The 15,366-nt window shown below is 47.8% G+C and carries 9 protein-coding genes; all 9 read left to right on the plus strand.

Annotated elements, in window-relative coordinates; translation table 11 throughout:
• Positions 1-479 precede the first annotated feature (479 nt).
• The 9 genes from adhE (at position 480) to alaS (ending at position 15,204) form a co-directional block, all read left to right on the plus strand.
• Positions 480-3,098 (plus strand): bifunctional acetaldehyde-CoA/alcohol dehydrogenase, encoded by a 2,619-nt coding sequence (gene adhE, locus EKM92_RS07660; RefSeq protein WP_125709513.1) that lies wholly within the window; start codon positions 480-482, stop codon positions 3,096-3,098.
• Positions 3,099-3,832: 734 nt separating this feature from the next.
• Complete coding sequence (locus EKM92_RS07665) at positions 3,833-4,489, plus strand: metal-dependent transcriptional regulator (protein WP_125709515.1); 657 nt, start codon at positions 3,833-3,835, stop codon at positions 4,487-4,489.
• Between the two features lie 33 nt (positions 4,490-4,522).
• Complete coding sequence (gene zwf / locus EKM92_RS07670; RefSeq protein ID WP_125709517.1) at positions 4,523-6,007, plus strand: glucose-6-phosphate dehydrogenase; 1,485 nt, start codon at positions 4,523-4,525, stop codon at positions 6,005-6,007.
• Positions 6,008-6,346: 339 nt separating this feature from the next.
• Positions 6,347-7,453, plus strand: a complete 1,107-nt coding sequence (gene dinB / locus EKM92_RS07675; protein WP_125709519.1) for a DNA polymerase IV — start codon at positions 6,347-6,349, stop codon at positions 7,451-7,453.
• 59 nt (positions 7,454-7,512) lie between these two features.
• On the plus strand, positions 7,513-8,829 hold the full coding sequence (locus EKM92_RS07680) for a DRTGG domain-containing protein (protein ID WP_125709521.1): 1,317 nt from the start codon (positions 7,513-7,515) through the stop codon (positions 8,827-8,829).
• Position 8,830: 1 nt separating this feature from the next.
• Positions 8,831-9,781 (plus strand): DHH family phosphoesterase, encoded by a 951-nt coding sequence (locus EKM92_RS07685; RefSeq protein WP_125709523.1) that lies wholly within the window; start codon positions 8,831-8,833, stop codon positions 9,779-9,781.
• On the plus strand, positions 9,781-11,121 hold the full coding sequence (locus tag EKM92_RS07690; protein WP_125709525.1) for a DEAD/DEAH box helicase: 1,341 nt from the start codon (positions 9,781-9,783) through the stop codon (positions 11,119-11,121). The genes EKM92_RS07685 and EKM92_RS07690 overlap by 1 nt, the downstream gene beginning before the upstream one ends.
• A 90-nt stretch (positions 11,122-11,211) precedes the next feature.
• Positions 11,212-12,102, plus strand: a complete 891-nt coding sequence (locus EKM92_RS07695; protein WP_125709527.1) for a hypothetical protein — start codon at positions 11,212-11,214, stop codon at positions 12,100-12,102.
• 459 nt (positions 12,103-12,561) lie between these two features.
• On the plus strand, positions 12,562-15,204 hold the full coding sequence (gene alaS / locus EKM92_RS07700; RefSeq protein ID WP_125709529.1) for an alanine--tRNA ligase: 2,643 nt from the start codon (positions 12,562-12,564) through the stop codon (positions 15,202-15,204).
• Positions 15,205-15,366 lie beyond the last annotated feature (162 nt).

A 15,366-nucleotide genomic window follows, 5' to 3' on the forward strand; every position in this document is an offset into this window, starting at 1 on the left:
AGCGCCTTGAGACGCTGCCGGTAACGGGGGCTTATAGCCCCAGAGCAAGCCACCCGTTTAACGGGTGGTTTTTGACTTTCACAATTATCGCGAGAAAGCCAATAGCCGCGGGTTTTACCTCGTTTGAAAAAGAGAAAGCTGATGAAATACGGCAAAAAATGTAAACGGTTGCTTTTACGGTGATGATCACACTTTGATCGGTCTGTGATGATGAAAAAGCAGATACAATCAACAAATTTCGAAATAAGATCAAACTTTGTGATACAGTAAACAGCATCTCACAAAACAGATGTAAGCGGCTCACGCTCACTTAATCACATTGACGAAAAATAAATTGCGCCCATAAACCGCAACAAATAGGCATTTTAAAAATAATCGTGAAAAACTTCACTGAACCTGTTTACAAATTCACAACCTCCTGATATGATGTTCTTGTGAAATGGTTAACGAAAAAACATTCAACCGTGGAGGATACGCAAATGCTTAAAGATAAAACCGCGCCAGCAAAGTCCGAGTTAGACGTCAACAAAATGATCGATGACTTGGTCAAAAACGCTCAAGCTGCCTTGGAAGTCATGAAAGGCTTTGATCAAGAAAAAGTCGATCATATCGTTCACCGCATGGCGATCGCTGGTTTGGATCACCATATGGAATTGGCGAAATTGGCAGTTGAAGAAACTGGCCGTGGCGTTTATGAAGATAAAGCCATTAAAAACATGTTTGCCACTGAAGAAATCTGGCACTCGATCAAAGACGACAAAACTGTCGGCGTGATCGCAGAAGACAAACAAAAAGCAGTGGTTTCCATTGCTGAACCAATTGGCGTGATTGCCGGGGTAACACCTGTGACGAACCCAACGTCAACGGTGATGTTTAAAGCTGAAATTGCCATTAAGACCCGTAACCCAATTATTTTCTCCTTCCACCCAGGCGCCCAACAATCTTCTTCTCGGGCTTTGGAAGTGTTACGCGATGAAGCGGTTAAAGCTGGTTTGCCAGCAGGGGCTTTGCAATTCATTCCAGTCCCAAGTATTGAAGCTTGTCAAGCTTTGATGCATCACCCAGGTGTTGCCACGATCCTCGCCACTGGCGGTCCTGGCATGGTCAAGTCTGCATATTCTTCAGGCAAGCCTGCTTTAGGCGTTGGGGCCGGCAATGCGCCAGCTTACATCGAAGAAACTGCCGACATCAAGCAAGCAGTCAATGACATTATCTTGTCTAAGAGTTTTGACCATGGGATGGTTTGTGCCTCTGAACAAGGCATGATCGTTGATGCGTCGATTTACGACAAAGTCCGTCAAGAATTCTTGGATCAAGGCGCTTACTTCATTCAACCTAAAGATATGAAGAAGTTCACTGAAACGGTCATCAACACGGAAAAGATGGCTGTTCAACCTCGGATCGTTGGTCAATCTGCATGGCAAATTGCTAACTGGGCTGGCATTGAAGTTCCAGAAGATTGCCAATTGATCATTGCTGAACTCCCAGAACCAGGCGACAAATATCCGCTGTCTCATGAAAAGCTCAGCCCAGTGCTGGCAATGTTTAAAGCAAAGGACCACGCTGATGGCTTTGCTAAAGCAGAAAAGATGCTCGACATCGGCGGCTTAGGCCATACTGCTGTGATCCATACGCAAAACCAAGATTTAGCCTTGGAATATGCTGATCGTATGCAAGCTTGCCGCATTTTGGTCAATACGCCATCCACAATGGGTGGTATCGGGGACTTGTACAACAACATGATCCCAAGTTTGACCTTAGGCTGTGGCTCTTACGGTGGTAACTCGATTTCGCATAACGTGGGGACGATCGACTTGTTGAACATTAAGACTTTGGCAAAGCGCCGCAACAACATGCAATGGGTCAAATTGCCACCGAAGATCTACTTCGAACGCAACTCGATCAACTACTTGGAAAAAATGTCTGGTTTGGATCGCGTCTTCATCGTTGGGGACCGCGGGATGGAAAAACTCGGTTACGTGAAGATCGTCGAAGATGTTTTAGCTAAACGTAACAACCCAGTTCAAATTCAAACCTTCGTTGACGTTGAACCAGATCCATCATCTGACACTGTTTACAAAGGCACAGCGATGATGAAGGACTTCAAGCCAGATGCGATCGTTGCCATTGGTGGTGGTTCCGTCATGGATGCTGCTAAAGGGATGTGGTTGTTCTACGATGCTGAAGGTGACTTCTTCGGCGCTAAGCAAAAGTTCTTGGATATCCGCAAGCGGACTTACAAGTTCCCTAAGCCAACGAAATCTAAGTTGATTTGTGTGCCAACCACTTCTGGTACTGGATCTGAAGTCACACCATTTGCAGTTATCACTGACTCTGAAACTGGCATCAAGTACCCATTAGCTGACTATGCTTTGACTCCTGATGTGGCGTTGATCGATTCTCAATTTATCGAAACAGTGCCACCAAAGGTTGTTGCTGATACTGGTTTGGATGTCTTGTGCCATGCGACTGAATCTTATGTTTCCGCAATGGCATCTGACTACACTCGCGGTTTATCGCTTCAAGCCATCAAGTCTGTTTTTGACAACTTGGAAAAGTCTTACAACGGCGACTTAGAAGCAAAAGCACGTATGCATGATGCCTCAACCATTGCTGGGATGGCCTTTGCCAACGCATTACTGGGGATCAACCACAGTATCGCCCACAAGCTTGGTCAAACGTTCCACTTGCCTCACGGCCGTTGCATCGCCATCACTATGCCTCACGTGATCCGCTACAATGCTAAGCGCCCAACCAAGCGCCAAGTATGGGCGAAGTACAACTACTTCAAGGCTGATGAAGACTATGCTCAAATCGCACGTTACCTTGGCTTGAAAGGTAACACCACTGAAGAATTGGTTGAAGCTTATGTTCAAGCGATCATTGACTTGTCTCACCGCGTTGGGGTGAAGTTGAGCTTGAAGGATCAAGGTATCAGCAAGGAAGACATGTTGGCTAGTGTTGATCGCATTGCTGAATTAGCATACGAAGATAACTGCACGGTCACTAACCCAGTTGAACCTTTGATCGCTGATATGAAACAAATCGTCTTAGACGAATACGAAGGCACTGAATCCTCCGAATCCGTTCGTCCATAATTGATCTTCCTGCCACGGTTGATCGAAAGCGTCGCGCTTGCGCGGCGCTTTTTTGATGGGGTGGGGGAAGTTTTGCATTTGGCCTTCCGGCTGACACACTGGGACATGGTGAGAGTCCTCGAGAAAGCTAGCCGAGGTGTCTCGCTACGCTCCCCACTCGCCGGATCTTTCTCTGCGGGTTCTCGTAAGCGGTAAACCGCTAACGAGAATCTCACCATGTCCCAGCGGTCAGCCTCCAGGCCAAATGCAAAACTTCTGGATCATGGCAGGCAGCGACGTCGTTAATAAATGAGAGAGTTGAGCAATCGTTGCAAAATGAAGACAATGCACTGGAAACCACCAGTTACAAGTCAATCGGTCGCTGTTGTCAACGGTGATCAATTTAGCTAATCCATAAATTGATCATTAAAATCATAGAGCCATCAAACAAGACTTTTTAGTGACAGTGATCGGCAATGGCGATGGAAGCTGGGCGGCGATGCATAGTGAAAACACAGTTGGCGATTTATCGCCTACTGCGTTCCGCAGCTCGAGATCCACTTTAATGATGAGCGAAGCGAACCATCAAAGTTAGCTCGGCCGAGGACGTTCACGATGCAGCGCCGAGTCAGCTGGAGTCGCCATTGCCGATCCGTGATGCGACATTAAAAAGTTTGCGATGCCTTGACTTCTATTTTTGTTGATTTCATGCCATAATAGACTTAGACAATTGCCACTAAAAGTAAGGATGAGTTATGACACCTAATAAAGAAGATTATCTTAAAATGATTTTTGAACTGGGCGGGGACACCCAGCTGATCTCAAATAAACAAATCGTGATCGGCTTGGATGTTTCGGCGGCTTCGGTCAGCGAGATGATCACCAAATTAGTTGAACAACACTATGTGACCCACACCCCATATCAAGGGATCAAACTGACTGCCACCGGCCAAAAGCGGGCGGCTTTATTAGTGCGCAACCATCGTTTGTGGGAAGTCTTTTTGGTGGAATCATTGCATTATCCGGTTGATTCCATTCACCAAGAAGCAGAACGGTTGGAACATGCGACCACGCAAGATATGGCGGATCGCTTAGCAGAAATGTTAGGCCACCCACAATATTGCCCTCATGGTGGGGTGATCCCAGATGCTGATGGTCATTATTTCGATCAAAGCCGCAAACCGTTATCGAATGTGACGGTTGGTGAAAAAGGCCACATTGAACGGGTGGTCGATGAAGTCGTGGTGTTAGATTACATTCGCGATATCGATTTACAAATTGAAGATCATTTTACCGTGATCGGCGTCAGTGATGCCGCCATCACCATTCATTTGACCCGCACCGATCAAGACCTCGCCGTTGATCGGGTGCGAGCCGCCCATATTTTCATCGATCCGGCGATCGTTGATTAATCGTTGTTGACGCAATAGGAGTAATAGGAGCATATGGCAAAAGAACAAGCAGCAGTGATCATTCTTTTTGGTGGGTCAGGAGACTTAGCTCGCCGCAAACTTTATCCCGCGATGTTTGGATTGTTTCAACGCGGCTATTTGAAAAAGCGTTTTGCCGTGATCGGCACTGCACGGCGGCCTTGGACCAACGAACATTTACGCGAAATCGTGGTGGATGCCGTTAAAACCATGCCTGGCGCCACCATCGCCCAAGCGCAAGATTTTGCCAGTCATTTTTATTATCAATCACATGATGTTACTGACGCTGATCACTACATCACGTTAAAGACTTTAGCCGCCAAGCTTGATGATCAATATCAAGTCGGCGGCAACCGCATTTACTACATGGCTATGGCGCCGAACTTCTTTGCCACCATTGCGGAGCATTTGAAGTCTGAAGCGTTGTTGACAGATAACGGCTTCAACCGCCTCGTGATCGAAAAGCCATTTGGCCATGATTACGCTTCTGCTAAAGCGTTGAATGATTCGATCACTGCGACCTTTGATGAATCGCAGATCTATCGCATCGATCACTACCTCGGCAAAGAAATGGCCCAAGCCATCATGGCGTTGCGTTTCGCAAATCCAATGGTGGAAAATATTTGGCATAAAGATTTTATTCAGAATATTCAAATCACTTTGGCTGAAGCAGTCGGCGTTGAAGAACGGGCTGGGTATTATGAACAATCTGGTGCGATCCGTGATATGATCCAAAATCACGTGATGCAACTGGTTGCCGACCTTACCATGGCACGTCCTGAAAGCTTGACGTCTGAAGCAGTGCACAAAGTCAAAGGCGATGTCTTTGATCACTTGCATGTGTACACGCCTGAAGAAGCATGTGAAAACTTCGTCCGCGGCCAATACACGGCAGCGGTGATCGATGGGGATGAAGTCACTGGCTATCGCGATGAAACTGGGGTGGCAAAAGATTCGTTGACCGATACTTTTGTTGCTGGGAAGATCTTAGTCGATACCCCTGACTTTGAAGGTGTGCCGATCTATGTCCGTACTGGCAAACGTTTGACTCGTAAATCCACCCAAATCACAGTGGTGTTCAAGCCAACTCAAGATAACTTGTTCAATACCTCAAATGAACCCGACACCTTAACGATTTACGTGGAGCCAAGCGAAGGCTTTGATTTGGTCTTAAACGGCAAAAAGCTTGGCCAAAGCAATGACTTGATCCCAGAAAACTTGGCTTATCGCCATGATCCAAAGCTCGCAAAGCAAGCCCCTGAAGCGTATGAACGTTTGATTCAAGATGCTTTACAAGGTGATCAAACCAACTTCACGCGCTGGACCGAGTTGGCAAAGACTTGGCAATATACAGATTCCATTTTGGATGCTTGGCAAAACGATACCACCATGCCTGAATATGCTGCCGGTACTATGGGGCCAAAGGAAAGCTTTGACTTACTGGCACGCGATGGCAATCAGTGGCACTGGCAACCAACGCATGTGAAAATGGCGGACTAATTTGAAATAACGGTAATCCACACAGGGTCTCGACGACATCGTCTTGACCCCGTTTGTGTCTTTATCACCACAAGGTTGAAAGTGATTCACTATTCAGATGATTTCAGAAGCTTGGTTGACATGAAGTGATGGTGATTTCAAATTGGGACGGAAGCTGACCGGTGGCACGTGGTGAGATTCTTGTTAGCAGTTTACTGCTTACAAGAAGCCGCAGGGAAAGATCCACTTCATTCAGGCGCGTAGCGAGTGAATGAAGTTAGCTTTCCCGAGGACCCTCACCACGTGCCACCGTGTCAGCTGGAGTCCCAGTTTCAAATCACAGGAGAAAGGAGGCGCGCAATGGGAGAATGGTTGTCAGTTCCAGAAATTAACGATACCAGTCGCCGGATCTTGCATATTGATATGGATGCTTTTTATGCATCGATCGAACAACGCGATGATCCCAGTTTAAAAAAGCGCGCCTTAGTGATCGCTCACGACCCGAGAAAAACTGGGGGCAAAGGCGTGGTCACCACTGCAAATTACGTCGCGCGACAATACGGCGTGCATTCGGCGATGAGTGCCCAAGAAGCAATGCGCTTGGTGCCTAAGAAAGTGTTGACTTTTAAAGATCCTGATTTTACCAAATATCGCGCCGTATCTGATCAAATTCACACCTTGTTTCATCAAGTTACCGATTTGATCGAACCAGTGGCACTCGATGAAGCGTATTTAGATGTTACGGCGAATCAAGACTTCAAAACGACCATTGATTTAGCGCTGTGGCTGCAAGATGCGATCAAACAAGCGACGAGGCTCACTTGTAGTTTCGGGTTGTCATATAACAAGTTTTTGGCAAAAGAAGCAAGTGAATATAATAAACCCAACGGCCGCACGGTGATCCTTCCAGAACAAGCGCAAGCCTTCTTAAAACGCCTGGCGATCGGAGAATTTCGCGGTGTTGGGGCAAAAACCAAGCCGATTCTTGAAGACATGGGCATCAACACTGGTGCTGACTTGCTTGCATACAGTCAAGCAGACTTGGTGCAACATTTTGGAAAAATGGGGTTAGGCCTGTATCAACATGCCCGAGGCATCGACAATCGCCCAGTGTTAGTGCGTGATCGCAAATCCATTGGGAAAGAACGCACGTATCGCGCGGTGAAAACTACTGATGCCCAAGTGGAAGCAGAACTCAAACGATTAGCCCAAATGGTCGCAGAAACCTTGGCATCAAAGCAAAAACATGGCAAAACCGTGGTGATCAAAGTGCGGGACCGTGACTTTAATACCTTGACGAAGCGGACCAGTTTGTCACAGTTTATCAATCAAGCCGACGATATTTTCGCTGTGGCTTGGCAGTTGTGGCAACAGATCAAACCGGATAACATCGCCATTCGATTGCTAGGGATCACGGTGACTGGCCTAGAAGCCCAACAATTTGAAAATCTTGATCTCCCACTGTGATTGGTACAGGCTGTGAATGTGTTATACTAATCGTAACTGAGGACACGTGAGGTAAGACGATGGCGACAAAGCATGAACAGATCCTACAATATATTGCAAACTTGGCAGTCGGGACCAAAATCTCGGTGCGGACGATCGCCAAGCAACAACAAGTTTCTGAAGGCACGGCTTACCGTGCGATCAAAGAAGCTGAAAATACAGGATTAGTGTCGACCATCGAACGTGTCGGCACCATTCGCATCGAACAAAAGCCGATCAACAACATCGACTCATTGACCTTAAAAGCGTTGTTGAAGTTGATCGACGGCAAAGTGCTTGGCGGCTCTGCTGGCTTGACGAAAAAGCTCGACAAGTTTGTGATCGGGGCGATGACGCCTGATGAAATGATCCGCTACATCACCCCTAATGCGTTGATGATCATCGGGAATCGTGAAGATGCCCAAAAGCTGGCCTTAGAAAATGGCGCCGCCGTGTTGATCACTGGGGGCTTCATGACTAGCGATGCGGTGATTGCCAAAGCTAACGCCGAAAGTTTGCCAGTGATGCAAACGAGCTATGATACCTTCACTGTGGCGACGATGATCAACCGTGCGCTGTCTGATCAAGCAATCAAACAAGACATTTTAACTGTGGCAGCAGTTTATTCACCCCTTAGCAAAGTGAAAACTGGTACCCCTGATAACACGGTGGCTGATTTCTTGCGGTTGCGCGGCGATCGCAGCGACTTTGCGCTACCGATCATCACCGCTGGCGGCCGCTTAGTCGGGATGGTGGCAGAAGCGCAAGTCCACGGCAAGAAAACGACCACACCGCTAGAACGAGTGATGGTCAAAGATCCTTTGACGGTGAAACCTTACTTGTCTGTTACTTCAGTTGGTCACACCATGCAAGGCAACGGTTTAGACGTGTTGCCAGTGGTTGATGATTCTTGGCAATTGCTGGGGATCGTCACCCGCCATGCCGTGTTTGCAAGCATGGCAGACCTCAATCACAATCGCGATGCGGCGACTTATGCGGATCAAGTCGCACGGCAAATGAGTTTGATCGAATCAACGCGCGTTGATGTTGCAGACTACCGCTTGCACACCACTCCGATGATGACCAATCAACTCGGGACCTTGAGTTTTGGGGTGTTGAATGAAGCGGTCAATACCGCAGCGACTGGCTTTTTGAATCGGGCAGGGCGGCGCAATGTGTTGGTCGCGCAACTTTCCTTGCATACCTTCCGACCGATCCAGTTGGAAACCACGGTCAACATTCATGTGCGGCCGTTAGAATTGACGCGCCATGAAGCGACGTTAGATATCGAATTGCAAACAGACGGCTTGCCTGTTGCCAAAGCGTTGGTCACTTGCCAATTGCTGGAAAGGAATTAACATGTTGTTAGACAACATCCTCGAACAAATCAAAGCCTACGATACCATCATCATTCACCGCCACATCAATCCTGATCCTGATGCCTTGGGGTCTCAAGGTGGCTTAGCCGCAAGCATTCAAGCGGCTTACCCTGATAAGCGCGTGTTAAAAGCTGGCGGCGACGTCGGGAACTTAGATTGGTTGTCCACTATGGATGACGTCCAAGATGCTGATTATCAAAATGCGTTGGTGATTTCAGTAGACACTGCTGATACCCCGCGGGTTTCTGATCAACGGTTCAACACTGGGAAGTATTTGATCAAAATCGATCATCATCCTAACGACGATGCGTACGGTGATTTGTTATGGGTGGTACCAGATGCCAGTTCCACTTCTGAATTAATTTTTGATTTGATCCAACACAGTAATGGGCAGTTAAAACTCAATGCGAAAGTCGCAAGGCTGTTATATGCAGGGATCGTCGGTGACACTGGGCGCTTCTTGTACAACAATACTTCAGCACACACCTTGCAAGTCGCCGCGGCATTGATCCAAGAAGATTTTGACCCAACCGCATTGAACAACCGCATGAATGCGATCAGCTTTGCCCAAGCGAAATTGCAAAGTTACGTGTTCAACCACTTGCACATCTCAGAAGCCGGTGCCGGATCTGTGGAAATTCCCTTAAGTGTCGTCAATGAACTTGGTTTGACTAAAGATCAAGTCCATGCGGCAGTGGGCACGCCTGGACGGTTAGGTGAAGTGATCGCTTGGGTGATTTTCGTTGAACAAGCAGACGGTGAACCTTATCGCGTGAACCTCCGTTCCAAAGGCCCGATCATCAATGGTTTGGCCAAGCAACATAACGGCGGCGGCCATCCTTTAGCCTCTGGCGCTAAAGCCCAAAACCGTGAAGAAATTGAAGCAATTACAAAACAACTCGAAGCCTTAGTGGCAGAAAGCGAGCATTAATGGCAACTTTTAAGCAATACGCGTTGAGCCAGCCGATCATCGACGGTTTAACGGACATGCACATCGACACCCCAACGGCGATCCAAGAAAAAGTGATCCCTGCGGTTTTACGAGGGGAGTCTGTGATCGGTCAAAGTCAAACTGGTTCTGGGAAGACCCATGCCTTCTTAGTCCCGATCATTGATCGTTTGAACGCTGATGAAGACACAGTGCAAGCGGTGATCACGGCACCTAGTCGTGAACTGGCGACTCAAATTTATACCGTGGCGACGACATTAGCGAAGCATTTACCAAATTTGCGGATCCACAACTATGTCGGTGGGACTGACAAAGCCAAGCAAATTGAAAAACTTCAAAACAATCAACCGCAACTTGTCATCGGCACCCCTGGTCGGATCTTAGATTTGATCAAGTCTGGTGCGTTAGCTGCCCATACGGCCCAAACTTTTGTGGTCGATGAAGCGGACATGACCTTAGACATGGGCTTTTTGAATCAAGTCGATCAAATTGCCGCAACCTTCCCGAAAGACTTACAAATGTTAGTCTTTTCGGCAACGATCCCGCAAAAGCTCGAACCATTCTTGAAAAAGTATATGGCCAACCCAACGATTTTCACCTTGAAGCCACAATCTGTGATCGCAGACACTGTGGACAACTGGTTGATCGCCGCAAAAGGCCGTGACAAAAATCAATTGATCTATCAATTGTTGACGATCGGGCAACCATTCTTAGTGTTGATTTTTGCCAACACCAAACATGCTGTTGACCATATTCATCAATTCTTGACGGATCAAGGCCTTGAAGTCGCGAAAATTCACGGCGGCATTCCTCCTCGTGAACGCAAACGGGTGATGAAAGAAGTTGCCGCACTGAAGTATCAATATGTTGTGGCCACTGACTTAGCAGCCCGTGGGATCGACATCAAAGGGGTATCTCATGTGATCAATGCTGAGATCCCAAGCGACAATGAATTCTTCATTCACCGTGTCGGTCGGACTGGTCGTAACGGCATGCATGGCACGGCCATCACCTTGTATACGCCTGGTCAAGAAGATCAAATCGCTGAACTCGAACATCTCGGCATTCACTTCACCCCTAAAGCGATTAAAAATGGTGAAGTGGTCGATTCCTACGACCGCAATCGTCGGGTGACCCGTAAAGCCAAAGTTGATCCTCGTAGCTTGAAGATCCGCGGCCTGGCAGCTAAAGAAGCCAAGAAACATAAACCTGGCTACAAGAAAAAGATCAAAAAAGCAGAAGCCAAAGAACAATGGTTCAATGCCCGCGTTAAAAAGCGTGAAGCATTGCGGGCTTCTCGAAAAGCTAAGAAATCTAAGTAATTTGACCAGCGGAGACGCGTTCAAGCAAGACTGTCTAACAGTCTCCGCTGAACCCGTCGCCGTTTGTTTTTTTATAAGGAGTGGGGAAGTATGGCACAAGCAGATCTGTTATTACCACAATGGGCGAGTTTAGCGAGTGACCGTCAAAAGTTTATTTTGCAACAGTTGACCCGCTATTTTTTAAGTCCGCTATTGTCTGTCGACGCGTTGGTGCCAGTATCTGTTGATTACTTCGGCCAAACGCTCAACACCTTTGATACCTTGATCGGCGGGCAGTGGCTGCGATTTGTCCCAGGGGCAATGCAAGTGCCGCTAGGTGTTGATCGCGACGATGCCGCGACGAAAACGTTGCTCGCACAATTACCTGAGGCTGAACTTTCACCGAAACGTTATGTCGACATCCCACCGATGTTAGTGGCACGCCAAGCAATTCCTGTGAATGAACAAGTGATCGGTCAAGTGAATTTGTTGACGCAAGTATTTCGAGGGAATCATTTTGCCTATGTGCCTTACAAGCCGACTGTGATGACCTTGTTGAATCGCCATGCTCAAAGCCTTGATCCCAATGCGCAATCATGGCCGCCGATCCTTGAAAGTGGCCATGTCCGCTTGATTCAACAAAGTCCCCATCACTATCAAGTCCGCTTAGTCCATGATTGGGATGCCCAAGCACTGACCAAAGCGCTAGGCGGCTTCGGACAAACGCTTCCTAACGAAGATCAATACGAATATTTACAAGGCGGCGGCCTCGCCCAGGTCTTCCCTTGGGGCAACCAACTCGTCGATGAACTCCCACCATATCTCCCGAATCGCTTCGGCTTAACGGTCAAAACTAACGACGCCTCACCAGAATTGTTGTTAGTCGGGCCAGATAAACGTGGGGAAGGCTTGTTGCAATGGTCACCAGCGTATCGTTCGCTGCACGATGCACCATTTGCCCAACACACCTATCGCCCAGTCACGCTGATCACCGTAGATTAAGCGACGGTGCCGCGGGTTTCAAGTCGGGATGGAGTAAGCAGGTTGGCACGTAGTGAGATGCTTGTTGGCGGCTTGCCGCCTACAAGCACCCGCAGGCGGAGATCCACTTGGATGGAAGCGAAGCGACCATTCAAGTTAGCTCCGCCGAGGACCCTCACCACGTGCCGGCCTGCTTGCGGAATCCCGACTTGAAACCCGCGTACCATTGACACGACCCCGCGGTATCCGTATAATGACGTCGTTAGGATATGCAAGTGATGACTCCGATCCACAGGAAGTCGCGATAAATTGAGAACGCGGCGACGGTAGTGACTTGTGCTCCCTGATCGACAATTAAACAGTAATCAATGAAGTGGTAAACGATCAACATCGTTGCAAACAAGGTGGTACCGCGCGTAAGCGTCCTTGAATTGCAGCGGTGTTTTTATGTCTAAAACCACAAATCCTTAGGAGGAACTTATGAAGCAACTCAACTCAGCTCAGATCCGTCAAATGTTTCTGGACTTTTTCAAATCAAAAGGGCATGATATCGAACCTTCTGCCAGCTTGATCCCAGTCAACGACCCATCATTGTTATGGATCAACTCTGGTGTCGCCACCTTAAAGAAGTATTTTGACGGTTCCGTGATTCCAAAGAACCCTCGGATCACCAACGCCCAAAAATCCATCCGGACCAACGATATCGAAAATGTCGGGAAAACTGCGCGCCATTTGACTTTCTTTGAAATGTTGGGGAACTTCTCAGTCGGCGATTACTTCAAACCAGAAGTGATTCCGTGGGCATGGGAATTCTTAACCTCTGACGAATGGTTAGGCTTAGACAAAGACAAACTCTATGTCACCGTTTATCCAAAAGACACAGAAGCTAAGCGCATTTGGCATGAAGTCGTGGGCCTTTCTGAAGACCGCATTTTTGATGTGGAAGATAACTTCTGGGATATCGGTGTCGGTCCTTGTGGTCCCGATTCTGAAATCTTCTTTGATCGCGGCCAAAGCTTCAATGATGTCGCTGAAGACGATCCAGAAAACTATCCTGGTGGCGAAAACGAACGCTACGAAGAAATCTGGAACATTGTGTTCTCCGAATTCAACCACTTACCAGATGGCCGCTATGTCGACCAACCACATAAAAACATTGATACTGGCATGGGCTTGGAACGTTTGGTGTCTGTGATCGAAGGCACCCGCACCAACTTCGAAACTGACTTATTCATGCCGATCATTGAAAAAACTGAAAGTTTGTCTGCTGGCAAGAAATACAACGCCAATGATAAAGACGATGTTTCGTTTAAGATCATCGCTGATCACGCCCGCACAGTAACCTTTGCTATCGGCGACGGTGCTTTGCCATCAAACGAAGGCCGCGGTTATGTTTTACGCCGCTTGATCCGTCGTGCGGTATTGAATGGCAAGAAGCTCGGCATTGAAAAAGACTTCTTATATCAATTGGTGCCAGTGGTCGGCGAGATCATGGAAAGTTACTACCCAGAAGTTTTGAAAAACAAAGACTTCATTGAAAAGGTGATTCGCTCTGAAGAAGCGCGTTTCCGCGAAACCTTGGATGCCGGTGTCACCATGCTTAACCAAACGATCGCTGCCGTTAAAGCTGACGGCAAAACTGTGATCCCTGGCGCTGATGCCTTCAAGTTGTTTGATACTTTCGGCTTCCCAGTGGAAATGACTGCAGAACTCGCTGAAGATGACGGCTTGACTGTCGACATGGACGGCTACAAAGAAAACATGCAAGCGCAACGCGACCGTGCCCGTGCTGCCCGTGGGGATGCCCAATCTATGGGTAACCAAGATAAGCTGTTAATGAGCATCGACACGGCATCGAAATTCACTGGCTGGACTGATACTGACGATGATGCCAAGTTAATGGACATTATCGTTGATGACACGTTAGTTGATCATGTTGAAGCAGGCGTGGCGCAAGTGATTTTTGATCAAACGCCATTTTATGCAGAAATGGGTGGCCAAGTCGCTGACCATGGTGACATTGTTGATGACAATGGCGCCGTTGTCGCTAAAGTCACTGACGTCCAACATGCACCAAACGGTCAAAACTTGCACACTATCGACGTCGAAGGTCACTTGGAAACTGGTGCCACTTACCACTTACAAGTTGAACTCACTCGTCGTCAAAAAGTTTCCATGAACCATACCGCGACTCACTTGTTGGATACTGCATTGCGTCAAGTTTTAGGCGACCACACCCATCAAGCTGGGTCATTAGTGGAACCTGACTACTTGCGTTTTGACTTTACGAACTTTGGTCAAGTGACCCCTGAACAACTCAAACAAGTTGAAAACATCGTCAACACTCAGATCTGGCGCGCCTTGCCGATCACTTGGAAAGAAATGCCGATCGAAGACGCCAAAAAAGAAGGCGCCATTGCGATGTTTGGTGATAAATACGGCGATACCGTCCGCGTGGTCACTATCGGCGATTTCAACAAAGAATTTGATGGTGGGACCCATCCAACGAACACCAGTGCATTAGGGTTGTTCAAGATCACAGGTGAATCAGGGATCGGCGCCGGCACTCGTCGAATCGAAGCCGTTACTTCTAAAGAAGCGTTTGAATATTTGACCCATCAAGAAAACTTGTTGAATCAAGTTGCCGCAGCGGTGAAATCTGAACAATTGGATGCTGTGCCTGCTAAAGTTGCTAGTTTGCAAAGTGATTTGAAAGCAGCGCACAAAGAAGTTGAAGCTTTACAAGCAAAACTTGCTGCCCAACAAGCCAGTGGTTTGTTCGATTCTGCAGAGCCTGCAGGCAAGTATTCATTGATCAAAGCGCAACTTAAAGTCGCTGGGATGAACGAATTGCGTCAACTGGCTGATCAATGGAAGGCCAAGAATGCGTCTGACGTCTTAGTCTTAGCAACTGAAGCTAACGACAAAGCCAACTTGTTAGTTGCTGTATCTGATTCAGCAATCAAGCAAGGCGTCAAAGCCGGCAACATCATCAAAGCCATTGCCCCTAAAGTGCAAGGTGGCGGCGGTGGTCGTCCAGACATGGCCCAAGCCGGTGGGAAGAACCCTGCTGGTATCCCAGATGCATTAGCTGAAGCGGTTAAAGTTTTAGCTGAATTGTAAACTGAATTTTAACTTTTTGATCATCCACTCAATCACCCAATCTTCACGAATCGTGCGGGTGAAGGTTGATGGTCAGACACGCGATTTGGACTTGGGACGGAGGCTGGCCGTCGGCACATAGTGAGGTTTCTGTTGGCGGTTTACCGCCTACAGAAAGCCGCA

This window comes from Lacticaseibacillus porcinae (genome assembly GCF_003946305.1).
Taxonomy (GTDB): Bacteria; Bacillota; Bacilli; order Lactobacillales; family Lactobacillaceae; genus Lacticaseibacillus; species Lacticaseibacillus porcinae.

What these genes read in the sequence shown, in the direction of transcription:
- adhE (WP_125709513.1), top strand. Translation starts at nt 480, where the DNA reads ATGCTTAAAGATAAAACCGCGCCAGCAAAGTCCGAGTTAGACGTCAAC.
- EKM92_RS07665 (WP_125709515.1), top strand. Translation starts at nt 3,833, where the DNA reads ATGACACCTAATAAAGAAGATTATCTTAAAATGATTTTTGAACTGGGC.
- zwf (WP_125709517.1), top strand. Translation starts at nt 4,523, where the DNA reads ATGGCAAAAGAACAAGCAGCAGTGATCATTCTTTTTGGTGGGTCAGGA.
- dinB (WP_125709519.1), top strand. Translation starts at nt 6,347, where the DNA reads ATGGGAGAATGGTTGTCAGTTCCAGAAATTAACGATACCAGTCGCCGG.
- EKM92_RS07680 (WP_125709521.1), top strand. Translation starts at nt 7,513, where the DNA reads ATGGCGACAAAGCATGAACAGATCCTACAATATATTGCAAACTTGGCA.
- EKM92_RS07685 (WP_125709523.1), top strand. Translation starts at nt 8,831, where the DNA reads ATGTTGTTAGACAACATCCTCGAACAAATCAAAGCCTACGATACCATC.
- EKM92_RS07690 (WP_125709525.1), top strand. Translation starts at nt 9,781, where the DNA reads ATGGCAACTTTTAAGCAATACGCGTTGAGCCAGCCGATCATCGACGGT.
- EKM92_RS07695 (WP_125709527.1), top strand. Translation starts at nt 11,212, where the DNA reads ATGGCACAAGCAGATCTGTTATTACCACAATGGGCGAGTTTAGCGAGT.
- alaS (WP_125709529.1), top strand. Translation starts at nt 12,562, where the DNA reads ATGAAGCAACTCAACTCAGCTCAGATCCGTCAAATGTTTCTGGACTTT.